Below are 24,086 nucleotides of genomic sequence, written 5' to 3'. Positions count from 1 at the left end.
TCAGCCGATCACGAACAGCGGCTGGTCGAACTCCACCGGCTGGCCGTTCTCGCCGAGGATGGCGACGATGGTGCCGGACGTGTCGGCTTCGATCGGGTTGAACATCTTCATCGCTTCGATGATGGCCAGGGTTTCGCCTTCCTTGACCTGCTGGCCCACGGTGACGAAGGCCGGCTTGTCCGGGGCGGACGAGGCATAGAACGTGCCGACCATCGGCGAGCGCAGCACATGGCCTTCCGGCAGTGCCGGGCCCGGCTTGGCGCTGCCGCCGGTGGAGGCTTCGGTCGGCGACTGCATCGGCATCGCCTGCGGCGCCGGGGCGGCCGGAGCGGCATACACCGGCGCGGCGACCGGGGCGGCATAGCCGGCCACCGGGGCGCGCGACAGGCGCACCGACTCTTCGCCTTCCTTGATTTCGATTTCAGCCAGGTTCGACTCTTCCAGCAGGTCGATCAGCTTCTTGATTTTGCGCAGATCCATGAGGGCCTCTTTGGTTTCTATCTAGGTGAGGAGAGCGCCGTGGGCGCCCGGGTCGACAATCAGGTGGCGGATACGCGCAGCAGCGCCGCGTCCATCGCGTAGCGGTAGCTGTCGGCACCGAAGCCGCACACCACGCCCACCGCCTTGTCACTGAAGTAGCTGTGCTGGCGGAAGGGTTCGCGGGTATGCGGGTTGGACAGGTGGATCTCGATGAACGGCACCGCCACCGCTGCCAGCGCATCGCGCAGGGCCACCGAGGTGTGGGTGAAGGCGGCGGGGTTGATCAGGATGAAAGCGGTTCCGTCGTTGCGCGCAGCCTGCACGCGGTCGACCAGCACATGCTCGGCGTTGGACTGCAGGCTCTCCACGGCGTGCCCGGCAGCGGATGCCTGCGCGGCCAGGGCCTGGTCGATGTCGGCCAGCGTGGTGTGGCCGTACACCTCCGGCTCGCGGGTGCCGAGCAGGTTGAGGTTGGGGCCGTGCAGGACCAGCAGCTTCGCCATGGGATCCGGAAGACGGGAAAGGGCGGCAGTCTGGCGGAACCGGCGGATGCTGTCCAGTTCGGCGAAGTTTGCAGCGTTTCAATCGTCCGTTTGAAATTCGCCGCAGGGCTTGTCGCCGTATGGCGGGCGCTGGATCAAGGCGCGCTGAACGGCATGCTTGCGGTGGATGCGAGCACGTAGGCCGACGATCACGCCCGGGCCGCTCATCGGCAGAGCCACACCTGTGTGGATGAGGAGGCGTAGGGCGCAGCCGCTGTGCCCTTACCTGGGAGTTGCCTTTCTGCTGATCGCTCAGGTCTCCAACGATACCGTCGGCACCACGTTCGGGAATACCTCCTCCAACGGCTCCTGTTCCCCCGGTTGCGGCGCCGGCCAGTTGTAGGCGTTCACCGGCTGCGCGCGGTTCACCCACAACGCGTAGTACAGGTGATCGGCGCGGCCATCGCCGGTGTTGGGGTGGATCAGGATGGTCAGGCCCAGGCTATTGAGCTGCAGCCACGGCACCAGCACCGGCAACAGGTCGTTGGTGAAGCCGAAGTAGAAAGAGGGCGTGACGTGCGGGCCACGCGGCTCCAGGTTCCAGTTGCCCAGCTCCACCGGGAAGCGCTCGGCGGCCCAGCGCCGCAGCAGGGCTGCCTTCTCGAAGCTGTCCTCATCGAAATAGATATGGGCGTGGTAGCTCTTGATGTCGGTGTAGGCGCGCGGGGCGGTGGGCAACGTGGCCTCGCCGGGGCGCACGCTGGCCGGGCGCGGGGTCGGTTCGCTGGCCGTGGCCTGGCCCCAGGGGCTGCGGCCCTTGGGCGCTGGCGGAACGATGGCGCGGAAGCCAGGTCGCCCGGGTTCGGTGGTGTTCACGGCGCTGCCGACGCGCGCGGCGGCGGTGGCGGTGGACGCGCTGGCCAGGCCGCCGGCGGCCAGGCCGGCCGACGTGATCAGGTGCCGGCGGGCGGGCGAGAGCAGGTCGGCCCAGTGGGCGTCATCGTCGCCTGCGTCGATGAAGGGCTGCGGGTCCGGGTGCATGAGGGGCTCCGTGGCGGCATTGTGGGGGCAGGCGTCCACGCTCGGGCAGGGCTGCCGGTGGCGTCCAATAAGCAGCCGGCATCACTTCATGCACGGCTGCCTTCGTCGCCTTGAGCGCGACCGAACGGCGGGCTAGGGTGCAGGTCTGCCGCCCCGGAGCCCGCCATGGCCTCGCCTGATGCCGACACCCTGCGCAAGCGCGCCAGCTTCCGCCAGTTGCATGCAGCAGGATGCTTCGTGCTGCCCAACCCGTGGGACGTGGGCAGTGCGCGCTATCTGCAACGGCAGGGCTTCCAGGCCTTGGCCACGACCAGTGCCGGCTGCGCCTGGAGTGAGGGGCGGCCGGACGGCGCGGTATCGCTGCAGGCCACGCTGGAGCACCTGCGACTGATGGCGGCGGCGACCCCGTTGCCGTTGAATGCCGACTTCGGTGATGGTTTCGGCGCTACGCCACAGGCGGTGGAGGAGGCGGTGGCCGCGGCGCTCGATACCGGCATTGCGGCGTTGTCGATCGAGGACGCCAGCGGCCTGGCCGATGCACCACTGAGACCCATCGAGCAGGCGGTCGAGCGACTGCGCGCGGCGCGTGCGGCCATCGACCGCGCGGGCGGCGACGTGCTGCTGGTCGGGCGAGCGGAGAACTTCTTCGTGGGCGTACCGGATCTGCAGGATACCCTGCGGCGCCTGCGTGCCTACGCCGAGGCCGGAGCCGATGTGCTGTACGCACCGGGCATCAGTACGCGCGAGCAGATCAGTGCGGTGGTCGCCGCCGCGGGCTCCAAGCCGGTGAACCTGCTGGTCGCTGGCCCCACAGCACTGAGCCTGCAGGACATCGCCGCACTTGGCGTTCGCCGGGTCAGCCTGGGCGGTGCGCTGGCGCGTGCCGCGTGGGGTGGACTGATGCAGGCGACCCAGCCGATCGTGCAGGACGGACGCTTCGATGGCTTGCAGCAGGCGGCGTCCGGGGCTGCCTTGAACGCGTTGTTCCAGTAGCCCCGCGCCCTGCATGGCGGGAAGGGCCGGCGACTACAACGCCTCGATCTCCCGCTTGGGCAGGATCACGCCGGGTTCCAGCGCTGGCAGCAGTTGGCGAAGCAGGCGCGGATTGTCCTGCAGCCCCGTGCCGTCCAGATACGTCCAGCCGGAACCGCCAATGCGGCGCACGGCCACCATGAACGTGATGCTGCGCATCGGGGTTTCACGCACCCGTACCAGGGATTGGCGTGGCACGAAGCAGACTTCTTCCTCCCCGGCCGCATAGGTCCGGGTCGGCACACCGACGTCTTCGCTGATGACCACCACGCCGCCGCTGTGCTGCTTCTTCAACGCATCGCGGGTGATCGCCTGGAAGGCCTCATCGCCGCCGGCCAGCCGCTTGAGGCTGGGATGCGTGCGCTCGATGAGGAAGTCCGCATCCCCGCGGGCGTAGGCAGTCATCAGGGCGCGCACATCTTCGCGCAGGGCCTTCGCGTCACTGGGACTGAGTTCACCCGCGAAGGCGGATGGCAGCAACAGCGACAGCAGCAGCGTCAGTATCGTCAGGGGCAGGCGTCGATCCATCTCCGGGTGTCCCACAGGGCATCGCTGCACTATACGTTGGACGCGAAAACAGCGTCCCACCGGTGGCGCTGGTTTCCCCGGAATCGCTACTTACCATTGGTAGGTATCGATTCCTGGAGATCCCCATGCACAGCCTCATTGTCATCGCCCACCCTGAGCCCGGTTCGCTGACCCACGCGATGGCGCGTCGCATCGGTGATGCCATTGCCGCGGCCGACACCGGCAACACCGTGGCCTATGCCGACCTGATGGCCGAAGGCTTCGATCCGCGCTTCAACCCGCAGGACCAGGCGTTGTTCCGCAGCACCGGCGCGGTACCGGCCGATGTCGCTGCCGAGCACGCGCGGCTGGATGCCACCGATACGCTGGTGCTGGTGTTCCCGTTGTACTGGTGGTCGTTCCCGGCGCTGCTGAAAGGCTGGATCGACCGTGTGTTCACCAACGACTGGGCCTACGCACAGGATGCGCAGGGCAGGCTGGTGAAGAAGCTGCAGCGCCTGAATGTGCATCTGGTCGGCTTGGGCGGCGCCGACGCAGCCATGGTCGAACGTCGTGGCTACGACGCGGCAATGAGGACGCAGATCGACATGGGCATCTTCGACTATTGCGGCGCACGCGTGCTGTCGTCCCACCTGCTGTTGGACGCCGATACCGGTGCCGCTGAAGCGCATCTACAGACCGCGCTGGCGATCGGCCGTAAAATCGGTGTTCCAATGCGCTGATCGCCGTGCTCCGCCGATGCCCGCCAACGCCACCCCCACGCGCCGCCGAATGACCCGGGAGCAACGCACCCGCCAGTTGCTGGATGTGGCCTGGGCACTGGTCCGCGAAGAAGGTACCGGAGCGTTGACGCTGGGGCGGCTGGCCGAAGCGGCGGGCGTGACCAAGCCTGTGGCCTATGATCACTTCGTGACCCGCAATGGCTTGCTGGCGGCGCTCTACGATGACTATGACGGACGCCAGACCGTGGTCTTCCACGAGCGCATCGGTCGCGCCCGGGCGCAACTGGTCGATCGGGCGGCGGCCATCGCCTCCGGCTACATCGACTGCGTCCTCAGCCAGGGCAGTGAAGTGCAAGGCATCCTCGCCGCGCTGGTGGGGGCGCCGGAACTGCATGAGGTGCGGCGGCGCTACCAGCAGGATTTCATCGACAACTGCCAGGTCTGGCTGGGCCCGTTCGCGGCCGACGGCACGGTGTCGCTGGCGGGGCGCTGGGCCATCCTCGGTGCGGCTGAAGCCCTTTCAGAGGGTGTGGCTGCCGGCGCGCTGGACAAGGCCGGTGCCGTGGCCGAGCTGCAGCGGCTGATCGTGGCGACGGTCAAGCGGCGCTGAGCCGCACGCGCGGTCAGCCGCCGGCCAGGGCGGCGAATCCCGCGGCCATCTGGTCGCGCACCAGTGCGTCGCGCGCGTCGCGGCTTGCAGAGCCCAACACCACGGTGATCAGCCGTACCGGCTGGTCCCGCCCGGGTACTGGCCGGCACGCGGTGGCGGCCAGGCAGAAGCCTGCGGCCTGGGTGTAGCCGGTCTTCAAGCCGTCCACGCCGTCTTCGCCGAGCAGGGCGTTCTGGTTGCTGCGATTGAAGCTGCCATGGGCGAACGCGCGCTGCGCGGTGATCGCCAGGATCTGCGGATGATCGTTCAACAGGCGGGCGGCCAGCACCGCCATGTCGCGCGCGCTGGAGACATGGTGCGGTGTGGTGATGCCGGACACGCTGGCAAACCAGGTGCTGCGCAGCCCGAGCTGGCGTGCGTGCCGGTTCATGCGTTCCAGGAATGCGGCCTGCGATCCGTCCAGGTGGCGCGCGATCGACAATGCAGCGTCATTGCCGGACACCACCATCAACCCTTCCAGCAGGCGCGCCAGGGTGATTGTCTCGCCGGGCACCAGGCCCATGCGCGTTTCATCATCGGCCACGGCATGCACATCGTCGGCGGCGATGGTGACCGGGTCGTCCCACGAGCGTCCGTTCTCTTCGACGCACGCATAGGTGGCGTAGGCGGTCATCAGCTTGGTCAGCGATGCCGGTTGCCGCGCGGTTTCAGCGTTGTGCTGGTGAATCACCGCAGAGGTTGCCGCTTCCAGGGTGATGGATGAAATCGGTAGGGGGGCGGGCGCAGCAGACGGCACGGCGGGCGGAGATGGCAGCGACAGTCAGCAAGAATAGTTCGTGCCGGCTGCACGAAGCCGCACTGCCGGTGCGCTGCAGCGTGCACGGTAGCGCCCGGTTGCGCCCGGGCTGAGGTGGAGGCAGCCTGCGCACATGCAATCGGATATCCGCATCGATGGTCGTGTCTTTACCTACGTCTTCCCGTGTGCGTGGGAGGACTACGCGAAGATCGGCTTTTCACGTGATCCGCTCGGACGCATCAGCGCATTGCATCGGCGCTGGTTCGAGTTCTTCGACCTCGATGCCGGTGCGCTGGTGGAAGCGGAGGGCGAGCGTGATGCACGTGATCTGGAGCTGCAGCTGCGTTCGCCGTTCAAGGCGCACCGCGCACCGGCACCGATGACGATCCAGCACAAGGCCGGGGGTCGTACTGAATGGGTACGTGGTGCCAACCAGGCCTTGTCGCTCGCAATTGCTGCGTTGGGTGAACAAGGCTATCGCTGTTACCCGCTGAAGGCGTGGCTGCAGGTGGCGATGCGCCTGCGCATGGACCGGCTGCACGACTGGGCTGTGGTGCAGCTTCCGGAAGAGGAAGGACTGCGGATTTCCGGTGGCCCCGGTGAGGGCGTGCTGCGTGACACGCTCGACGGTTGCCGGGCACTGGATATCGATCCAATGCCCTGGCTGCCTGAATACGTCCAACGCTGGTACACAGGTTGAGCCGCGTTCAACGGGTCCCCGGCTGCTGAACCGGCGCGGCCGGTTGCGCCGCGCACGCAGGGGAGTCGGTGGACGGGCTGGCCAGCTGGCGTGCCAGCTCGGCGTTGGCCACATGGCCGTGCAGGAACAACAGGCTGCCGAAGATGTTCATGAGCGTGCCTCCACTTGAGTGGATTGCACGATACGGGCAGCATGGGCGGGCAAAAAGCGACATTTCCGCAAGCATGCCTTGAGAGGAATTCAAGCCTGATGTCTCGTCCGCCCCTTCATGCCCTGCAGGGTTTCGTGGCCGCCGCGCGGCTGGGCAACCTGTCACGGGCAGCGGCGTCGATGAACCTGACCGTCAGTGCGCTCAGCCATCAGATGCGCCAGTTGGAAGAGCGGCTCGGGCAGCCACTGCTGGTCCGCCAACCGCGTGGCGTCGCCCTCACCCTGGAGGGGCAGCGCCTGCTCGACCAGGTCGGCCCGCATCTGGATGCGATCAACGAAGCCTTCCAGCCCTATGCGGCCCGCGCCGAGCACGTGCTGACGATCAGTGCGGTGCCGTCGATGGCGTCGGCGTGGCTGGTGCCGCGCCTGGGTCATTTCGTGGCTGAGCACCCACAGATCGAGATCAACCTGCAGTCGAGTGAGCGCCTGATTGATTTCGAGCGGCAGCGCCAGTTCGACGCCGCGCTGCGGCTGGGCAGCGGGCAGTGGCCGGGCCTGGTGGTTGAGCCGCTGTTCGACGAGTGGCTGCTGCCGATGGCGAGCCCGGCGCTGATCGAACGCATGGGAGGGATCGACCGGGTGCCACTGAACCAGTGGCCACTGCTGGGGGACCCCGATGGCGCGTGGGGGGCCTGGTTCGCGTTGAGCGGGCAGACCCCGCCGTCGCGCTTCGTAGCGGTGCTGGATGATTCGGAGGCACACCACCGTGCGGCGCTGGACGGGGTGGGCGTGGCGCTGGGGCGGGTGACGCGGGCGCGCTTGTTGCTGGATTCCGGCCAACTGGTTGCGCTGTCCAACCTGCGCCTGAAAACCGCCTGGCCGCATTGGCTGGTCTACCCGCAGCGTTCGGCCCGCCACCGCGGCTTTCTTGCCTTCCGCGACTGGCTGCACGCGCAGGCTGCCGAACACGTGCGGCACATGGCGGACGCTACACTCATCGCACCAGCGTGACCGCCTGCCCGGCGCGCGCGAATGCCTCCTCCAGCAGCGAGCCGGCCTTGATCGCCTCCACTTCCTCGAACAGCGCCTGCAGCGCGTCGGCGGGGCGCGATGCCGGCGCCGCCACCGCCTGCTGGATCGCGGTGAAACGGTCGGCCAGCACGCGGTGGCCGGGATGCGCCCGCGCCCATGCTTGCAGCGGCTGGCGCACGCCGGCGGCGGCATCCAGGCGCTGCAGATCGAACAGGGTGATCGCAGCCGCCGACGTCTCGGCCCGTTCGATCGTGGCGTGGCGCAGTTCGCGGCTGAGAAACAGATCGTAGGCTGCACCGCGGCCCACCGCGATGCGCAGCCCCTCGCGGTCGAGGTCGGTCACCTGCTGCGCGGGACTGTCCTCGCGCACCAGATAGGTGCCTTCGATCTCCACGTACGGAGCACTGAAGGCGATGCGGTCGGCGCGTGCCGGATCGATGGCCAGGAAGGCCAGATCCCAGCCGTCTTCACCTGCCGCAGCGACCACCGAGGCTGCGGCATCGTGACAGGTGAAGCGTGCCTGCACACCCAGGCGCTGCGCCAATATCGCGGCCAGCTCCACCGACGGTCCACGCGGCGAGTGCGCATCGCCCTGCGCCAGCACCGGGTTGCCCAGGTTGATCGCCACGCGCAGGAAGCCCTGCGGTGCCAGCGCACTTTGGTGATCGGCCAGGGACATGCAGGACTCCGCGAGGAAAGGGGCACCCAGCATGCCAGCGCTGCCCTGCAAGGGGGTGTCATGCTGCACGACTGCAGGATGGCCTACCTTCCGTTTGCCGACGAGGCCGCAGGAGATTGCGTTGCAGGCGCGCACGGTTCCGTAGAGCCGAGCCCATGCTCGGCTGCTGTTGACCCAGCCGCCCAAGCTCAGCCGGGCATGGGCTCGGTTCTACAAGGTTGCGGCGTGCGAGCGCTGCAGCCAGTCATTGATCGCCGGGTCAAGCCGCGGGTCGTCGGGCAACTGCATGCCGAATCGTTGCTGCAGTACCTCGCGCACGTCGGCAACATCGTGTAGCGGACGCTTGTCCGGTGCCTGCCCGGGGCGATACTCGGTGTAGTTGCCGCTGCCGATGGTGCGTCGCCAGTCCGGCCCGGTCAGCGACGCGCGCAGTTGGCCAGGGAAGCTGGAGTCGGGATGGGTGCACACGTACCAGTTGCCCACCACGTTGTCGATCGGTGCGGGCACGTGCAGGTCGAAACGGTACATCGCCCGCCAGCCGTCACCGGATTCGGCGGACAGCACGAAATCCCCCTCGCCGGGCAGCCGCTGCAGCAGATAGCGTTCGTGCGGCGTGGCCTGCGGTTGCGGATCATGCAGCCGCAGCGGCACGGTCGGGGTCAGGCTGCCGAAACCGGCATCCACCAGCCAGTCATCGCCGTCCACCTGCACGCGCAGCAGCAGGTGGGTCCGTGCGGTCAGTTCGCCGTCCTGGGCAGCCAGCAGCACGCGCGCGCTCAATGGCTGCGCATCGAAGCCCAGCGCCTGCAGCAGCGCCAGCAGGCCGCCGTTGAGTTCGAAGCAGTAGCCGCCACGACGGTCGTCGAGCAGCTTGCGCTGCACGCTGTCCAGGTCGATCGGTACTGCATCGCGCAGCAGGCAGCTGAGGGTCTCGAACGGCAGCACTGCGTTGTGGCGCTGCTGCAGCAGGGTCAGGCCGGCCAGCGTCAGCGGTGGCGGGGCATCCAGCTGCAGGCGCTGCAGGTAGCGGGGGACATCGAGCGTCGTCATGGCGGCACCGGGCGGGAGGGGAGGTCCACTGTGCTCCCCCAACCGGGGTTGAGGTCAAGGGCGCTGGTCGTGTCACGCCAGCGTCGCCTGCACCCGGTACAAAGGCCGCGTCCGCCCGTCACCGCTGGGCCAGGACGACGAAAGTTCTAAAGTTGCCTTGAATCCGGCCGATACAGGTGCGTCCTTTTGCCTGGAGTCTGTCATGTCGGCCGTTGTCCCCCACCTCCGGTCCCTGCGCACGCGGCTTGCGGCGCTGCGCCCGGCGTCTTCCGGCCTGCTGCTGTGGCTGCAACCGCATCGGCTGAGCGTAGCCAACAAGCTCAAGGCGACCTTGTGGGTCTGTGGCCTGGGACTGGTCGCAATCGCCGCCGTCTATGCCTGGACCGGGCATGCCAGCACGCAGGCTGCGCGCAGCCAGGCCAGCTACCAGCGCGGCAGTGATCTGGCCGCGCGCCTGGCCACGCGGGTGGCCGAAGCGCGCCGCCTGCAGATCCAGTATGCACGCAGTTTCGATGATGCCGACCGCGCGCAGCTGCTGGCCACGCAAAAGGCGCTGCAGGACGATCTGCGGGCGCTGCGCACGATGCCGATGGATGCAGGCCGGCGCAAGGCCCTGCAGGCGCTGACCGAAGCTGCAGGCGCGTTCTCGCAGGGTGTTGCCGCCCTGTTCGAACGGGTCGACGAGATGGGCCGTGGTGAGGCCGGCCTCGCCGCGCAGCTGCAACAGGCTGCAGACGCGCTGCAGGGGCAGGTGGATGCGCAGCAGCGGGATGCGCTGGCGTTGTCCCTGCAGAAGATGCGGCGGCAGGAGGCACTGCTGCTGCTCGACGGTGATTCCACCCACGCCGACCGCGCCAGCGAAGAAAAGCTGCCGTTCGATCTCGCGCTGGCGGGCCTGCCCGCGTATGCGCAGGACACCCTGCGCACCGGAATGGAGGCGTATCAGGCCGCATTGCTGGGGTATACCGCTGCCCGTGTCGGCCTGGATGTGGAAGCGCAGTCGCTGCTGGATACCGCTGCGGGCGTAGCGCCTGCGCTGGCCGCATTCCAGCAGGCACAAGCCGCGGCACTGGCCCGTGCCCAGGCCCGCCAGCAGGCTGGTGCGCGCACGATGAGCGTGCTGTTTGCATTGACCGTGCTGCTGGTCGCCGGTGTGCTGATCACCAGCCTCGTGCTGGTGCTGCGTGCAGTGCGCCAGCCGATCCGTGACACCCTGCGCTTCGCCAGCGACATCGCCGACGACCGCCTGGACACCACCCTGCGCGTCTACAACGCCAACGACGAGATCGGCCAGCTGGCCCAGCGCCTGGTCGACATGCAGCAGCGCCTGCGCGCGCGTATCGAGACCGAGCGTGCCGTGGCGCGCGGCAACACCCGGGTGCGCCAGGCATTGGACAGTGCCCAGACCGGTTTGATGGTGATCGATGCGGAAGGGCAGGTCGCCTACGCCAACCCGGCACTGCTGCAGCTGCTTGACCTGCGGAACGAAGCGCTGGTGGGCAGCGACGCGGTACGCCTGCATCCGGCGTTGGTCAGCCTGGCCGGCGTGCGCCAGCGCGAAGAGCGCGAGATCGGTCATGCCGGCACGCGTTACCAGCTGATTGCCAACCCCGTCATCGATGACGGGCAATTCCTCGGCGTAGCGGTGGAATGGCGCAGTCGAGCGCTGGAGGCCCTGCTGGAAACCGAGGTCGCTGCCCTGGTCGATGCTGCAGCACACGGCGACCTGCACGGTCGCATCGCGCTGGAGGGCAAGCAGGGCTTCGTGCGCACGTTGTCGACCAGCATCAACCGCCTGCTGGCGACGTTTGAAACCAACCTCGGCGACCTGCAGGCATTGCTGGCCGCGCTGGCCCGTGGTGACCTCAGCGTGCGCATGGAGGGTGAGCTGCAGGGCGTGTTCGCGCGCATGCGCGATGATGCCAACGCGACCGTCGCGCAGCTGGGCCGCATCGTCACCCGCATCCAGCACGCCACCTCCAGTATCGATACCGGCGTTGGCGAGATCGTTGCCGGTCATCAAGATCTGTCACAGCGCACCGAGCAGCAGGCCGCCAACCTGGAAGAGACCGCCGCTTCCATGCACGAACTGACCGAGACGGTCGGTCGCAATGCTGATGCCGCAGGCCGTGCCGACGCGCTGGTCAAGGGTGCGGCTGCGGTGGCGCAGCGCGGCGGCGAGGCTGTCGGCCAGGTGGTGGCGACCATGCAGGGTATCAGCGAGGCATCGCGGCGGATCGGCGACATTACCCAGCTGATCGACGGCATCGCCTTCCAGACCAACATCCTGGCGCTGAATGCGGCGGTGGAAGCGGCGCGTGCCGGTGAGCAGGGCCGCAGTTTCGCCGTGGTGGCCGCGGAAGTGCGCCTGCTTGCACAACGCAGCGCAGAGGCGGCCAAGCAGATCAAGGGCCTGATCGAGGATTCGGTGGCGCGTGTGGGACAGGGCAACCAGCAGGCCGAACAGGCCGGCACCACGATGGGCGAGATCGTCGGCAGCGTGCAGCAGCTGGCCGAGCTGCTGGCGGGTATCCGCAGTGCGTCGCAGGACCAGCATGCCGGCATCGCACAGGTGAACCAGACCATCGTGCAGATGGAAGCCAGCACCCAACGTAACGCCAGCCTGGTGGAAGAGGCCGGTACCTCCACGGCGCAGATGCAGGTCCAGGTGCGTGCCCTGGCCGAAGCGGTGGGCGCATTCCGTTTGCAGTCGATGCCGCAGGCGCGCGCCGCGGCGGCCTGGTCAGCCGAGCGTAGGCTCGGCGCTACATCGGCTGCAGGAACACTGTAGAGCCGAGCCCATGCTCGGCTCACACCAGCGTTCGGCGGCAGGAATCAATACACGTCGCGGCGGTAGCGCCCGTTTTCCAGCAGCGTTTCCACCACTTCATCACCCAGCGCGGTTCGCAGCACCTGGTCCACGCCTTCGGCCATGCCCTGCAACGACCCGCAGACATGGATCACCGCACCGCGCTGTATCCAGTCGCGCAGCGTTCCGGTGGCCGCCTGCAGGCGATCCTGCACATAACCGCCGTCGCCATCGCGCGAGAACGCCAGGTCCAACCGGGCGAGATGGCCATCGGCCTGCCACGCTTCGATCTCGTCGGCGAACAGGAAATCGTGCGCACGCTGGCGTTCGCCGAACAACAGCCAGTGCCCGTGTTCGCCTGCACGGGCGGCTTCGCGCAACAGGCTGCGCAGCCCGGCGATGCCGGTGCCGTTGCCGATCAGCACCATCGGCGCGCCAATGACGCGATGGAAACCGGGGTTGCGATGCACGCGGGCGACGATGCCGGCATCGATCGGCGCATGCAACGACAGCCAGCCCGAGCCCAACCCGACTCGACCGGAGGCGTCATGCACCAGCCGCACCACCAGCTCCACCACGCCATCAGCCGTGCAGGAGGCGATCGAATACTCGCGACTGGGCAGCAGCGGCAGCCCGGCCAGCCACAGGCAGGCATCCTGCACCGCCAGCGCAGCATCGGCTTCGGGCAGCTCGCGTTCACTGGCCAGCGCCAGCAGCGTGCGCGGATGGCCATCGACCAGCAGTGGCTGCAGCGGATCCAGCCCATGCGCCTTCAACACGGCACCGGCATGCTGCGCATTGTGGCGGGGCGCGATGTGCAGGATGTCACCCGCCTGCCACTGCACGTCGGCCGGTGCGGCAAGACGGATACGCCAGATGGCTCCGCCGACGCTGCCAGGGTTGAGGCGGTCGCGGCCGAGCAGGCGCCACTCATGCATCTGCGTAGCCGCAGGCAGCACGCTGTCATCGGTGACGATGCCGGTGAGCGCACCCAGCTCCTGCTGCCACCGGCGCAGCGCCGGGACCGAGGCGGCATCGACGTCGACGCGCTCGAACAGTGCACGCGCGCCGTTTCCGATCAACCAGCCATCGACCCGGCGGCCGAAGCCGCAGTAGTGCGGGTACTGGCGGTCACCCAGCGCGAGCAGGCCGAACTGCAGGCCCGAAAGGTCCAGCGCTTGTGCCAGCAACTGCCGCGCTGCGCGCCGGGCGGCATCGGGCGGCTCGCCGTCGCCGAAGGTGCTCAGCACGAACAGCGCGCTCGATGCGCGCAGCAGGAGCGCGGCATCGATGCGCGCCAGCGGCAGCACCCGCACCGCATGGCCGGCCGCCTGCAGCTGTGCCGCCGCGCGCCACGCCAGCTGTTCGCCCAGTCCGCTCTGGCTGGCATGCACCACCAGCCACGCTGCGTTGCCGGCGTCGCTGGCCGGCATCGGTAGCGCCTGGCGCAGCCCGCGCGCGGCACGCTGGCTGCGGCGGCGGTCCAGGTACAGCATCCAGCCGGTGATGAAGAACAGGCTCATGCCCAGGCTGCTGAGCATCACCACCACGCGCCCGGGTACACCGAAGTAGCTGCCCGAATGCAGCGCGAACACGCTGGTGGCCAGCTGTCCGCCCGCGCCCTGGCGTGCGTACGGGCGGGCATCGAGAACCGCACCGCTGGCCGGATCGAGCTGCAGCAGGTCATGCGCACGATCGTGGTGGCCGCCGCGCTGCGACGGATCACCGGCCATCACCCGCACGTTCAGCGCCTGCCCGGGCTTCTCCGGCAGGCGCAGGTCAATGAAGCCGGCGCGCACGCCCGGCAGCGCGTACAGCGTGGCTTCAATGCGGTGCAGGTCCAGCGATGCATCGGTGGCAACCTGGCGCTTGGCCGCCGGTGGGACGCCCAGCAGCGTGCTGGCCGCGCTGCGATACCCGTCGAACGACCACCACAGGCCGGTCAGCGCACTCATCAGGTAGATCAGCAGCACCCAGGTGCCGACTACCGAGTGCAGGCTCCACAGGAAGCCGCGCCCGCTGCGTTTCCACTCCACTGCCAGCCAGCTGCGCCAGTGCCACCAGCGTCGTGGCCAGCGCAGGTAGAGGCCGGACAGGGTGAAGAACAGCAGGGCGATGGCACAGCTGCCGGTGATCCACTTGCCGCGTTCGCCCGCGGCAAGGTGGCGATGCAGGTCCTCGACGAAGTCGAAGAACGCCTGGCCGCGCAGGGCGCTGAAGCGCTCACCGCTGTACGGGTCGAAGTACACCCAGTGGTCCTTGCCGCCGGCAAAGCGCGCGACCGACGGCCGCTGTCCGGTGGCATCGATACGCAGGCGTTGCAGGGGGCGTTCGCTGCCGGCCTGGAGCAGCGGCACCAGTTCACTGAGTGCAAGGGGATGCTGTCCGTCGGCATGGTGCTCGGCGATCTCGGCAAAGCCGGGATTGGCAGCGCGCAGCAGCTCGTCCTCGAAGGACAGCACGGCGCCGCTGAGGCCCATCACGGCCAGGACGGCACCTGCGGTGATGCCCAGCAGCCAGTGCAGTTGGAACAGGACGTTCTTGAACATCGAAGAAGGAGGGCCCGGGAGGCTGCCGCCCGCATCCTGCGCAACAGCAAATGAGAATTAGTCGCGGAATTCTCCGTGGCGCGTTGGCTGCGGTCAAGCCGTTGGACAGAGGCCGGGCTGTGCCTGGCCTCTGCCCCCGTCGCGGTGTACTTGGACGCAGGGACGCAGCCTTCCCTGGCTGTCGTCCCGGGTCTTCACGCAGGGCTCAGAACTTCCAGCCTACCCGCGCGTAATAGAAGCCGCCGTTGAATCCATAGGGCGAGTGCACGGGGTACTGCGCACCGGCCACCCCGCTCCAGGGGTTGTCGGCCGGCGTGCGGTCGAACAGGTTCTGCGCGCCGAGGCTGAAATACAGGCCCGAATCGAACTTCCAGCCCACCTCTGCATCCACGATCAGCGCGCTGCCGCCATAGATCGGCAGGCCCCCGTCCTCGGCGGAGATCACGCCGCTGTCCAGATGGTCTTCGTACCAGCTGCTGTAGTAATTGAAGCGCAGGTTGGCATGGAAGATCTGCCGCTGGTGGTGGATGCTGAAGTAGCCCTTGGTCCTGGGCAGCGATTTCTCCAGCTTGTAGACGCGGGCTTCGTCGATGAAGTCGGTGTCGTAGCGATCCACCTTGGTGCGGTTCCAGTTGGCGGCAAGCGAGTAGGTGGTTACCCCGCCGAAGTGATCGCTCTTGAAGCTGGTCACCAGATCCACGCCGGTCGTGGTGGTATCGAAGGCGTTGCCGAAGTAGGTCACCTGCGAGATGGAGGCGGCCTCCGCATTGCCGCCGGCCACCAGCGCCGCGCGCTCTTCCGGGGTGACCGCAAAGCTGGTGCTCAACGCGATGCGGTCTTCCACCTTGATCTGGTAGCCGTCCAGGGTGATCAGCCAGTCGCCCGCGGTCCACACCGCTCCCAGTGACACATTCCTGGACTCTTCCGGACTGAGCGGCTGGGCGCCCTTCAGTTGCGCGATCGGGTTGGTGGGCGGAAGCGTGGCAATGTCCTCCAGCGCGGTGCCGCCGAACACGGTGCTGATCTGGCTGACGTTGGCTTGGCCGGGAGTCGGTGCGCGGAAGCCGGTGTTGTAGGCACCGCGCAGGGCGAAGTGCTCGTTGAAGTCGAAACGCGCGGTGAACTTGCCGGTAGTGGTGCTGCCGAACGAATCGTAGTCCTCGTAGCGCAGCGCACCGGCCAGCAGCAGCTTGTCGGTGAGCTGGGCTTCCAGGTCGGCATAGGCCGCCCAGTTGCGGCGATCAAAGGTGCCGGCGGTGCGCGTGCTGAAACCATTGAAACCGTTGGAGCCAAGCGCGAAGCCCTGTTCGGTCAGCGGGCCGATGGCGGTGGATGGGCCATCACCGGGGCTGATCCTGAAGCTCTCCTCGCGCCATTCGGCGCCCATCGCCAGGCGCAGCGGCTGGCTGCTGAAGCTGGCCGGTATGTCCCGGCTTACGTCCACGTTGAGGTTCTTTTCGGTCTGGGTGTTACCGCCGGGTCGGAACAGCAACCCGGCCGGCTGGTCAGGCCCGAGCGACGCGTTGACGGTGTTGTAGATGGTGAATTCAATATCGTTGCGGCCCCAGGAGCCGCTTACGTCCCAGTACCACTGGCCCCACGTGCCCTTGGCGCCAGCGAACACCGAAGCGTCCTCCAGTTCGCCGCCGAAGCGTGGGGTGAAGCCACCGGGCAGACTGGAGAGGAAGGTGAAGCAGTTGGCCGGCAGTGCACCCACGGCGCCACTTACGGTGCTGTAGGGCAGCAGGCTGCCGGCGCCGTCGCGCAGGGCGATGGAAGGGCAACTGCCCACGCCGGTCAGGTTGCCCACCAGCAGCGTCTCACCCCCATCATTGGAGTACACGCCCGAACGCGCGGTGGGGTCGCGGTAGTAGAACCCGCCGTCCACCTCGCGCTTGGCATAGTTGCCGAACAGGTAGAACTCCACGTTTTCGGTGTTGTAGCCGAGGTTGGCGACCAGCTTGAGGTCGTCGTCCACCTTCGGCGATCCCCAGATCTGCGCCGGGTCGTTCACCCCGGGGTAGCCGGCCGCCGCCACCGCGGCGGCATCATCGCGCTGCACGCTGCGCGAAGTGTCGTCGGCCTTGCGCCACTCAGCCGTCAGGGTGGCGAAACCGTGCTCGGTCAGCGGAAGGCCGATCTGCGCCGAGTACTGGGTGGTAAGCCCGTCGCCCTTGTAGTACTGCCCGGCGAAGACCTCGGCAGTACCGCCTTCGCGCAGCTTCTTCAGGCCGAAGTTGAGCACGCCGGCGATGGCGTCCGATCCATATTGCGCGGCGGCACCGTCGCGCAGTACGTCGACCTGCTCCAGTGCCAGTGACGGGAACACCGAAAGGTCAGGGCCCTGCGCACCATCGGAGAGGCCATGGCCGAGGAAGGTGATCACCGCCGAGCGGTGGAAACGCTTGCCGTTGACCAGCAGCAGGGTGTTGTCCGGCGGCAGGCCACGCAGGTTGGCCGGACGCACCAGGCTGGCCGCATCGTCGATGGGAATCGTGCTGACGTTGAAGGAAGGCACCAGCACCTTGAGCTGGTCGAGGGCGTCGGTCGCGCCCTGGTTGCGGAACTCTTCACCGCTGATGATGTCGATCGGCACCGCCGACGACGACACCGTGCGCGGTTTGGTGCGGCTGCCCAGCACCGAAACGGTATCCAGGGTGGTGGCCGCGTCGGGCGTCGTCGATGTGCTGCTGTCCTGCGCCCATGCAGCGGGGCTGGTGGACAGCAGCGCGGTGGCGAGGGCCACCATTACTGCGGATGCCAAGGGCGTGATTGCGTCTGGAGCCCGAACACTTCTGCGAATTCCGTGTTTCATGCATGCACCCTGCAGTCGATTTGAGTGGTTTGTCGGTCAGTGGTTCATCCTGTTGGTTCTCCTTGCAGCCAGGGCCCTGGTCGCTAAACGTAGAATTAACAGAACGTAAACCGTACCGCAACGGATCTTTCGATTTAAGGTGCAAAGTCGCGGAATGGATCGCAGAACAGTCTCATATGTATGCTGAAAGCACGTAGTATGTGCTTCAGGCAACCATCAGGATGTCCCGTGTCTACGCTCATTGCCGATCCCGTTGCACAGGTCCGCGCCTTCAACCGCTTCTACACCCGCAGGATCGCCGTGCTCGAGGAGCGGTTGCTGCACAGCGACTTCACCCTCACCGAAGCGCGGGTGCTGTTCGAACTGGCGACGGGCCAGGGCATCACAGCTGCGCAGCTGGGCCATCAGCTGGACCTCAACGCGGGCTACCTCAGCCGGCTGTTGAGCGGGCTGCAGGCGCGCGGCCTTGTTCAACGCGAGCCATCGGTGATGGACGCGCGCGCGAACCGGCTGGTGTTGACCGAGGCGGGCCGCGCCGCCTTCGCACAGCTGGATGCAGCGTCCAGCGAAAGCATCGGTGCCATGCTGGGAGGCATCAGTGAAGCGGGATGCCAGCGCCTTCTGGAGGCGATGGGACAGATCCAGGCGCTGCTGGGAGGTACATCGTCGGGTTGCGTGCTACGCGATCCCCGCCCCGGCGACATGGGCTGGGTGATCCAGAAGCACGGCGCGCTGTATGCACGCGAATTCGGGTGGAACGCCGAGTTTGAAGCGCTGGTGGCCGACATCGTCACCCGCTACCTGCGCGAGCATGACCCGCAGACCGAGCGCTGCTGGATCGCCGAACTGGATGGCACCGCGGTGGGCTCGGTGTTCGTGGTCCGGCACGACGCGCACAATGCCAAGCTGCGGCTGCTGCACGTCGATGCCAGTGCGCGCAGGCGGGGCATCGGGCAGCGGCTGGTGGAGGAGGCGATGAGTTTCGCGCGCGCGGTGGGCTACAAGCGCATGGTGCTGTGGACCAATGCCGCGCTCACCGACGCGCGCGGCCTGTACGAACGGGCCGGTTTCGAGTTGATAGCAGAGCAGAACGAACAGCTGTTCGGCCAGCCGCAGGTGTCCCAGCTGTGGGCGCGCCCGCTGGTCTGATGCGATCGGCCGCAGCGCATGCTGCCTGGACCCGCATGCTGCCGGCGCAGGACGTTCTCCAGCAGGTTGTTGAGTGGCACCTGCACCGCCGACGCAGGCCTATGGGGCGGCCCATGCCTCGATCTCGCCGTGGGCGAACGGTCCCAGCTTCGCTTTTACCATTCGCCCCTGCGCATCGAACAACACGCTGTAAGGCAGCAAGCCTTGCGCGTTGCCGAGCTGCACGCTGGCATCGCGCGGGCCCGGTGTCTCGATCACGATCGGGTAGTCCACCGGCACCTGCTGCAGGAAACCGCGCACGTCGTCCGTGGTGTCCAGCGCCAGACCCAGCACCTGCACACCGTTGTCGCCCTGGGCATCGGCGAAGCGCGCCAGTTCGGGCATCTCTTCCACGCAGGGCGCACACCAGCTGGCCCAGACGTTGATCAGCAGCGGTCGGCCGGCAAAGCGATCGCGCAGGACCAATGGCTGTCCCGCCAGGTCCGGCAGTGTCAGCGCGGGCAACTGATCGCCCACCTGCAGCGTGGGCTTCATGGCCGTCGCCCTGGAAGCCGTCGCTGGCGCGGCAGGTGATGATGGGTCGGGTGCCAATCGATGCCCGGCCCACAGGCCCAGGCCGGCGGCCAGCACCGCTGTCCACAGCAGCGCTGGCCGTTGCCACTTCATCGTGCGGTGCGCAGCAGCGCTTCCTCGACCACCGCCTGGGTCAGCAGGGTCGGCAGCACGGTCGGCGGCGCGCCGGGGCCGTACACCACGTACAGCGGTACGCCCACCGCCTTGTGCTCTTCCAGGAACGTGGTGATCTGCGGGTCGACGTTGGTGTAGTCACCGCGCATGTACACCGCATTGGTGCGCTTGAGCAGTTCCTTGAACTCCGGCCGTGACAGCACCGCACGTTCGTTGGCCTTGCAGCTCACGCACCAGTCGGCGGTCATGTTGACGAACACCACGCGGTTGTCGGCGCGCAGGCGGTCCAGCAGCTGCGGCGAATACTCGACCACGTTGTCGCTGGCGGCCTGTGCGGCCCTCGCCGGCGGTGCCAGCTGGGTCACGCCCCAGGCCGGAACCAGCGCACCGATCGCCAGCAGCACGCCGAGCAGGGTCCCCGCACGCGAGCCGGTCCAGCGGTTGCGTTCAAACAGCCACAGGCCGAACGCGAACAGCAGCAGGCCACCCAGCACCAGCGCCATGCCGTCCACGCCGCGCTGCTTGCCCAGCACCCACAGCAGCCACAGCGCAGTGGCGTACATCGGGAAGGCCAGCACGTGCTTGAGCGTTTCCATCCACGGGCCGGGCTTGGGCAGGCGGCGTGCCAGCGCTGGCACGAAGCCGATCAGCAGGAACGGCAGCGCCAGGCCCAGGCCGAGGAACAGGAACACGGTCATCGCCTTCAGCGGCGGGGCAATGAAGGCGTAGGCGATCGCACCGCCCATGAACGGGCCGACGCAGGCACTGCCGACCACGCAGGCCAGCGCACCGGTGAAGAAGTCACCGGCCGGGCCGCTGCGGCTGGCCAGCGACTGGCCAAGGTTGCCGATGCCGCCGCCGAGGGTGAACACGCCGGACAGGCTCAGGCCCACCGCGAACATGATGTAGGCCAGTGCCGCCACCACGCCCGGGTGCTGCAACTGGAAGCCGATGCCGACGGCGTTGCCGATCGCGCGCAGGCTGACCATCAATGCGCCGATCACGGCGAACGCGACCAGCACGCCCAACGTGTACCAGAGCGCGTGGCTGCGGGCGCGCTGCGGGCTTTCGCCGCTCTGCGCCAGGCTCAGCACCTTCAGCGACAGGATCGGCAGCACGCAGGGCATCAGGTTCAGCACCAGTCCACCGGCCAGCGCCAGCAGCAGCACCCAGACGAACGAACGGTCCGGGTTTGGGGTGGTCGCCGGCGGACGCGTGCGCAGCGCATTGTCACCACGCGCGTCGGTGGCGAACGCGTTGCCTGCGCCCTGGCCGCCCGTGGCGGCGGGAGTGGCGTTGCCGTCGTTGGGTACGGTCGGCAGCAGGCGCAGCGGTACGCCATTGGCGGATTCACGCGGCGCACCGGCAGCGCGCAGCGCATTGACGGCTTCCTCGCGCACTGGCGCCTGGCCGGTGCCGGCGTTGAGCTTGCCGGCCGGAATCGACAGCTTCACCCGACGGGTCATCGGCGGGTAGCAGATACCATCGGTCTGGCAGCCCTGGAAGGTCACCACCAGGGTGCTGTCGACCGCATCAGTAACGGTGCGGCGCAGCGGCAGCGGCACTTCCACCTGGTTGAAGTACACCGAGACATCGCCGAAGTGCTCGTCGCGATGCGACTGCGCGGCCGGCCAGCGCGGCTTGTCGGCGAGCACGCCGGCGCTGCCTTCCAGCTTCAGCGAAGTGCGGTCGCGGTACAGGTAGTAGCCGGGTGCCGGGCTGAAGCGCAGCAGCAGGGTGTTGCCGTCGCTGGCGATGGCATCGAAGCCGAACGCCTGTTCCGACGGCAGCGGCAGCGCCTGGCTGTTGTTGGCCGCGCCCGGCAGGCGCAGGCCACCGCTGTTGCCGGCACCGGCCAGCGGGTTGTTGAACGGACTGGCGGCACCGGTACGCGCGGCCGGCACCGCGGCCGCCGCACCGGCACCCGGCAGGGTGACCTGCACCACGCGCTTCTGCGGCGGGTAGCAGACGCCGGCATCGGCGCAGCCCTGGTAGCGTACTTCCAGGCTGATGGTGCCGGCAGCGTCCGTCGGCGTGCCGGGCAGGGTGGCCTGCAGGCGCTCGCGATAGGTTTCGACCTCGCCGAAGAAATCATCGTGGTGCCTGTCACCCTTGGGCATCTGCAGCGTGCCGGCATTGAAGGCCGGATCCGCCTTGACGCTGGTGCGGTGGCGATACAGGTAGTAGCCCGGTGCGATCTTGAACTGCAGTTGCACCTGGCCCCGTTCGGGGGCCGTGGCGGTCAGCGCGAACGCCTGGTCCACCGGCAGCAGGTCCTTCTCATCCAGGGCCAAGGCGGGCAGCGAGAGCCACAACAGGGCGCACAAGGCAGCGCCACGCGCAAACAGAGTCTTCAATCAGTGTCCTCCCGGGTCTGTGCCCGGATCCAGTCCAGATACGCCGGCAGGCCGGCCCGGGTTTCGACCGCGATGCACTCCGGGAGTTCATACGGATGCAGTTCGACGATCCGGGCGATTGCGTCATCGACGCGGCTCGCGGTGGTCTTTACCAGCAGCTGCAGCTCGGCATCGGTGGTCACCTCGTCCTGCCAGCGGTAGGTGGACTGCACGCCATCAAGGCGGGTCACGCACGCGGCCAGGCGCTCGCCGACCAGCGCGTGCGCGATGCGCTCGGCACTGGCCCGGTCCGGGCAGGTGGTCAACAGCAGCAGCACGGGATCGACGGTCGGCATGACCGTCGAGTATAGGGCCGCCGCCGGGCCCTGACCCGGCGGCGGCAGTGGACCGCAGCGTTGCGCGGTCAGTTGGCCAGCTGGCAGGTGGCTGGCTTGGCCGAGGTGAACAGGGCCGGGGTGGCCCACTCGGGGTGATCGATGAACGGGTTGCGATTGCCCTGGAAGCTGTAGACCACGTCATTGCGGGCACGCTCGGCATCATCCGGCGGATCGGACAGGTGCCAGTCGATCAGCGTCGACAGCAGGCCCATGTAGGCCGGCGAACTGCTGGTCTTGACGATCTTGCTGCGGTCGTCGGTCAGCTCCAGGTCCGGCTCGGACTGACCGGTGGCCGCATCCTTGCCACCCTCATAGCGGATCGCCATGTACATCACCGCACGCGCCATGTCGCCCTTGCGCTTGCCCCACACCTCGAAGGTGCCGGTGTTGCCGTCCGGCGTGCGCACCCAGTTGGAATTGCCCGGGTAGCCACCGCTGCCGCCGCCCTGCCCATTGTTGGCTTCGGTGGCACGCTCGCCGCAGCTGGCATCGCACTTGGCGAACGGCTTGTTGCCACGGTCGGCGTTCCACTGCGCGTCGGTCAGGTACAGCATGTGGGTGTCGGTGTACGGCGCGTAGGGCAGGCCCTTGTCACCGGTGGTGGTGGCAAAGCCCAGCGAGTTCGGCCAGGTGTGCTCGCGGTTGTAGGTCAGGCCGCTGCCGGTGCCCGCACGATCACTGACCTTGGCGTAGCTGCGGTTGCGGTAGGCATCGAGGATGCGGTTCGGGTTGTTCGGATCCTCGTCGGCGATTTCCAGGATGGTCCAGGTGCTGGTGCCCGAGCCGCTGTACGGGTAGGCGGTGTGGCCCTTGATGGTGGCGTGCAGCGAGCAGCGCAGCTGGCTGGGGCTGCTGGTGTTGACCCTGGAGTAGTAGCCGGCCGGCACGCCCGGGTTGCCCGGGTCCGGATTGCCGCCGGTGCTGGCCACGGTGAAGGCGATGCGGCTGTCGGCGGCCGGATGCGCGCCCTGCAGGTCGGTGATGCGCGCGGCGCGGATGTCGAAGCGGCAGGCTTCACCGGCCACCAGCGCGGTATTGGTGGACAGCTTCACGCTGCGGCCGCTGGCCGGGAAGGTCAGCGGCACGCTGCCGGAGGTGCCGCAGCTCAGGGCGAAGGCGCCACTGGCCAGGTTCACCGTCTCGCTGAACACCACTTCCAGGTCGGCGGCAGCGGGGAAGGTACTGCTGCCCTGCGCCGGGGTGGTGGTGGAGACTGACGGCGGCGTGTTGGCGCCTGGCGTGCCACCGCCGCTGAAGGTCTGGCCGTTGTTGCAGCTGCCGAACGTCTGGCCGGCAGATTCGGCCCAGGTGAAGTGGGCGTACTGGCTGCCGCTGCCGGTCAGCTGCAGCGAGGTGCCCGGCGCGGTGCTGTTGCTTTCGGCCACCGGGATGTTCTGGCTGGTCATGCCGGCAGCAGGGCCACCGGAGGCGGTGATGGCACCCTCGTAGCTGAGGAACTGGACCACCTTGCCGCTGGCATCGACCAGCGCGATGCCGTCGTTCGGACCATTCTGGAGGCCGTTGGTCGGATAGTTGACCACAGCGATACTGGCGCTGCCGCAGCCGGCGGCGGTGCCGGCCGGGACCGGGGTGTTGGCATAGACGGTGGCGGCCGACGGATTGCTGCCGTTGTAGAGGTACAGGCGGTAGCCGGACAGGTCCTCACCGGCAGTGGCTACGACCTCGATCGCTTCGCCGACGTCACCGGCGGCGGTGCTGTCGTCGTAGTGCAGTTCATTGATGAAGACCTCGGCCTGGGCCGGCGCGGCGGCCAGCGCCAGCAGGCAGGCGGCGGCAAGCGGGGACAGCAATCGCATCGACTACTCCTTGTGATTGGGAATGCCTGACCGAGCCTAAGGCCGATCCAGTGACACTTTGTCGTAAATGAACGTCAGATATCTGACAGTGCGACGCTTGTCACCGAAATTGTCCAGGACCGACGCCTTGGCCGACGCGCGCGGGCGGAAAAATTTTTTTCATTCCGCCCTTGAAAGGGGACGGCGGGGCTCCATCTCTGCCCTGCTCCCGACGTTGTCGGGTT

21 protein-coding genes are annotated in these 24,086 nt (G+C 67.8%); 7 read left to right on the top strand and 14 right to left on the bottom strand.

Translation table 11 applies throughout. The annotated features are described in order from the left end of the window. The 3 genes from accB to ACM0PY_RS09335 all read right to left on the bottom strand — a co-directional run bounded on the left by accB (position 1) and on the right by ACM0PY_RS09335 (position 2,003). On the bottom strand, positions 1–480 hold the full coding sequence (gene accB, locus ACM0PY_RS09345; RefSeq protein ID WP_005419696.1) for an acetyl-CoA carboxylase biotin carboxyl carrier protein: 480 nt from the start codon (positions 478–480) through the stop codon (positions 1–3). Between the two features lie 59 nt (positions 481–539). Then, positions 540–983, bottom strand: coding sequence for a type II 3-dehydroquinate dehydratase (gene aroQ, locus ACM0PY_RS09340; protein ID WP_065186305.1), 444 nt, complete (start codon positions 981–983; stop codon positions 540–542). A gap of 291 nt (positions 984–1,274) precedes the next feature. After that, complete coding sequence (locus tag ACM0PY_RS09335; protein WP_180895489.1) at positions 1,275–2,003, bottom strand: DOPA 4,5-dioxygenase family protein; 729 nt, start codon at positions 2,001–2,003, stop codon at positions 1,275–1,277. Between the two features lie 165 nt (positions 2,004–2,168). Here ACM0PY_RS09335 and ACM0PY_RS09330 point away from each other — a divergent pair, with 165 nt between their 5' ends. Next, positions 2,169–2,996 carry an isocitrate lyase/PEP mutase family protein gene (locus ACM0PY_RS09330; RefSeq protein WP_005419692.1) on the top strand — a complete coding sequence of 276 codons (828 nt, stop codon included), beginning with the start codon at positions 2,169–2,171 and terminating at the stop codon, positions 2,994–2,996. A 33-nt stretch (positions 2,997–3,029) separates the two neighbouring features. On the opposite strand, the gene ACM0PY_RS09325 is transcribed toward ACM0PY_RS09330, so the two are convergent. Further along, positions 3,030–3,563, bottom strand: coding sequence for a hypothetical protein (locus ACM0PY_RS09325; protein ID WP_134972854.1), 534 nt, complete (start codon positions 3,561–3,563; stop codon positions 3,030–3,032). A 125-nt stretch (positions 3,564–3,688) separates the two neighbouring features. Here ACM0PY_RS09325 and ACM0PY_RS09320 point away from each other — a divergent pair, with 125 nt between their 5' ends. Further along, entirely contained in the window at positions 3,689–4,285 is a 597-nt protein-coding gene (locus tag ACM0PY_RS09320; RefSeq protein WP_072167285.1) for an NAD(P)H-dependent oxidoreductase, read from the top strand. Between the two features lie 16 nt (positions 4,286–4,301). Next, the gene (locus tag ACM0PY_RS09315; protein WP_065178823.1) at positions 4,302–4,895 is read left to right on the top strand and encodes a TetR/AcrR family transcriptional regulator; all 594 of its coding nucleotides are present in this window, start codon (positions 4,302–4,304) and stop codon (positions 4,893–4,895) included. A gap of 13 nt (positions 4,896–4,908) precedes the next feature. Here the strand turns inward: ACM0PY_RS09315 and ACM0PY_RS09310 are convergent, their stop codons facing one another. Continuing rightward, the gene (locus tag ACM0PY_RS09310) at positions 4,909–5,691 is read right to left on the bottom strand and encodes a serine hydrolase (protein WP_180885470.1); all 783 of its coding nucleotides are present in this window, start codon (positions 5,689–5,691) and stop codon (positions 4,909–4,911) included. Between the two features lie 133 nt (positions 5,692–5,824). Between ACM0PY_RS09310 and ACM0PY_RS09305 the strand changes: the two genes are divergently transcribed. Then, positions 5,825–6,391 carry a GIY-YIG nuclease family protein gene (locus ACM0PY_RS09305; RefSeq protein WP_072167283.1) on the top strand — a complete coding sequence of 189 codons (567 nt, stop codon included), beginning with the start codon at positions 5,825–5,827 and terminating at the stop codon, positions 6,389–6,391. Between the two features lie 7 nt (positions 6,392–6,398). Here ACM0PY_RS09305 and ACM0PY_RS09300 read toward each other — a convergent pair whose 3' ends face one another. After that, a complete protein-coding gene (locus ACM0PY_RS09300) occupies positions 6,399–6,542 on the bottom strand; it encodes a hypothetical protein (RefSeq protein WP_176698770.1) in 144 nt (47 codons plus the stop codon). 98 nt (positions 6,543–6,640) lie between these two features. Here ACM0PY_RS09300 and ACM0PY_RS09295 point away from each other — a divergent pair, with 98 nt between their 5' ends. Next, the gene (locus ACM0PY_RS09295) at positions 6,641–7,552 is read left to right on the top strand and encodes a LysR substrate-binding domain-containing protein (protein WP_032954576.1); all 912 of its coding nucleotides are present in this window, start codon (positions 6,641–6,643) and stop codon (positions 7,550–7,552) included. Here ACM0PY_RS09295 and ACM0PY_RS09290 read toward each other — a convergent pair. Next, positions 7,536–8,252 carry an ABC transporter substrate-binding protein gene (locus ACM0PY_RS09290; protein ID WP_061478210.1) on the bottom strand — a complete coding sequence of 239 codons (717 nt, stop codon included), beginning with the start codon at positions 8,250–8,252 and terminating at the stop codon, positions 7,536–7,538. The two genes, ACM0PY_RS09295 and ACM0PY_RS09290, sit on opposite strands and share 17 nt — an antisense overlap. A gap of 210 nt (positions 8,253–8,462) precedes the next feature. Then, positions 8,463–9,302, bottom strand: a complete 840-nt coding sequence (locus ACM0PY_RS09285; protein WP_134972730.1) for an arylamine N-acetyltransferase family protein — start codon at positions 9,300–9,302, stop codon at positions 8,463–8,465. A 202-nt stretch (positions 9,303–9,504) separates the two neighbouring features. Here ACM0PY_RS09285 and ACM0PY_RS09280 point away from each other — a divergent pair, with 202 nt between their 5' ends. Further along, the gene (locus tag ACM0PY_RS09280) at positions 9,505–12,093 is read left to right on the top strand and encodes a methyl-accepting chemotaxis protein (protein WP_414609378.1); all 2,589 of its coding nucleotides are present in this window, start codon (positions 9,505–9,507) and stop codon (positions 12,091–12,093) included. Between the two features lie 44 nt (positions 12,094–12,137). On the opposite strand, the gene ACM0PY_RS09275 is transcribed toward ACM0PY_RS09280, so the two are convergent. Continuing rightward, positions 12,138–14,660 (bottom strand): PepSY domain-containing protein, encoded by a 2,523-nt coding sequence (locus ACM0PY_RS09275; protein ID WP_180885466.1) that lies wholly within the window; start codon positions 14,658–14,660, stop codon positions 12,138–12,140. Between the two features lie 205 nt (positions 14,661–14,865). Continuing rightward, positions 14,866–17,424, bottom strand: a complete 2,559-nt coding sequence (locus tag ACM0PY_RS09270) for a TonB-dependent receptor plug domain-containing protein (protein ID WP_258013359.1) — start codon at positions 17,422–17,424, stop codon at positions 14,866–14,868. A gap of 279 nt (positions 17,425–17,703) precedes the next feature. Here ACM0PY_RS09270 and ACM0PY_RS09265 point away from each other — a divergent pair, with 279 nt between their 5' ends. Then, entirely contained in the window at positions 17,704–18,624 is a 921-nt protein-coding gene (locus tag ACM0PY_RS09265) for a bifunctional helix-turn-helix transcriptional regulator/GNAT family N-acetyltransferase (RefSeq protein WP_134972272.1), read from the top strand. Between the two features lie 99 nt (positions 18,625–18,723). Here the strand turns inward: ACM0PY_RS09265 and ACM0PY_RS09260 are convergent, their stop codons facing one another. The 4 genes from ACM0PY_RS09260 to ACM0PY_RS09245 form a co-directional block, all read right to left on the bottom strand. After that, a complete protein-coding gene (locus ACM0PY_RS09260; RefSeq protein ID WP_111200442.1) occupies positions 18,724–19,290 on the bottom strand; it encodes a TlpA family protein disulfide reductase in 567 nt (188 codons plus the stop codon). Next, the gene (locus ACM0PY_RS09255; RefSeq protein WP_180885462.1) at positions 19,287–21,668 is read right to left on the bottom strand and encodes a protein-disulfide reductase DsbD family protein; all 2,382 of its coding nucleotides are present in this window, start codon (positions 21,666–21,668) and stop codon (positions 19,287–19,289) included. Before ACM0PY_RS09255 ends, ACM0PY_RS09260 begins: the two co-directional genes overlap by 4 nt. After that, a complete protein-coding gene (cutA, locus tag ACM0PY_RS09250) occupies positions 21,665–22,003 on the bottom strand; it encodes a divalent-cation tolerance protein CutA (RefSeq protein ID WP_180885460.1) in 339 nt (112 codons plus the stop codon). The genes ACM0PY_RS09255 and cutA overlap by 4 nt, the downstream gene beginning before the upstream one ends. A gap of 68 nt (positions 22,004–22,071) precedes the next feature. After that, on the bottom strand, positions 22,072–23,862 hold the full coding sequence (locus ACM0PY_RS09245; protein ID WP_235646746.1) for an endonuclease: 1,791 nt from the start codon (positions 23,860–23,862) through the stop codon (positions 22,072–22,074). Positions 23,863–24,086 lie beyond the last annotated feature (224 nt).

This window comes from Stenotrophomonas sp. BR163 (genome assembly GCF_047520985.2).
Lineage (GTDB): Bacteria > Pseudomonadota > Gammaproteobacteria > Xanthomonadales > Xanthomonadaceae > Stenotrophomonas > Stenotrophomonas sepilia.
The sequence above is the reverse complement of the archived record's forward strand: the minus strand, read 5'-3'. Positions and strand labels throughout refer to the sequence as shown.

Coding starts and splice junctions, on each gene's coding strand:
- ACM0PY_RS09305 (WP_072167283.1), top strand. CDS start 5,825: ATGCAATCGGATATCCGCATCGATGGTCGTGTCTTTACCTACGTCTTC.
- ACM0PY_RS09300 (WP_176698770.1), bottom strand. CDS start 6,542: ATGAACATCTTCGGCAGCCTGTTGTTCCTGCACGGCCATGTGGCCAAC.
- ACM0PY_RS09320 (WP_072167285.1), top strand. CDS start 3,689: ATGCACAGCCTCATTGTCATCGCCCACCCTGAGCCCGGTTCGCTGACC.
- ACM0PY_RS09260 (WP_111200442.1), bottom strand. CDS start 19,290: ATGAAGTGGCAACGGCCAGCGCTGCTGTGGACAGCGGTGCTGGCCGCC.
- ACM0PY_RS09280 (WP_414609378.1), top strand. CDS start 9,505: ATGTCGGCCGTTGTCCCCCACCTCCGGTCCCTGCGCACGCGGCTTGCG.
- ACM0PY_RS09325 (WP_134972854.1), bottom strand. CDS start 3,563: ATGGATCGACGCCTGCCCCTGACGATACTGACGCTGCTGCTGTCGCTG.
- ACM0PY_RS09275 (WP_180885466.1), bottom strand. CDS start 14,660: ATGTTCAAGAACGTCCTGTTCCAACTGCACTGGCTGCTGGGCATCACC.
- ACM0PY_RS09295 (WP_032954576.1), top strand. CDS start 6,641: ATGTCTCGTCCGCCCCTTCATGCCCTGCAGGGTTTCGTGGCCGCCGCG.
- ACM0PY_RS09290 (WP_061478210.1), bottom strand. CDS start 8,252: ATGTCCCTGGCCGATCACCAAAGTGCGCTGGCACCGCAGGGCTTCCTG.
- ACM0PY_RS09245 (WP_235646746.1), bottom strand. CDS start 23,862: ATGCGATTGCTGTCCCCGCTTGCCGCCGCCTGCCTGCTGGCGCTGGCC.
- ACM0PY_RS09315 (WP_065178823.1), top strand. CDS start 4,302: ATGCCCGCCAACGCCACCCCCACGCGCCGCCGAATGACCCGGGAGCAA.
- cutA (WP_180885460.1), bottom strand. CDS start 22,003: ATGCCGACCGTCGATCCCGTGCTGCTGCTGTTGACCACCTGCCCGGAC.
- ACM0PY_RS09285 (WP_134972730.1), bottom strand. CDS start 9,302: ATGACGACGCTCGATGTCCCCCGCTACCTGCAGCGCCTGCAGCTGGAT.
- ACM0PY_RS09335 (WP_180895489.1), bottom strand. CDS start 2,003: ATGCACCCGGACCCGCAGCCCTTCATCGACGCAGGCGACGATGACGCC.
- ACM0PY_RS09330 (WP_005419692.1), top strand. CDS start 2,169: ATGGCCTCGCCTGATGCCGACACCCTGCGCAAGCGCGCCAGCTTCCGC.
- accB (WP_005419696.1), bottom strand. CDS start 480: ATGGATCTGCGCAAAATCAAGAAGCTGATCGACCTGCTGGAAGAGTCG.
- aroQ (WP_065186305.1), bottom strand. CDS start 983: ATGGCGAAGCTGCTGGTCCTGCACGGCCCCAACCTCAACCTGCTCGGC.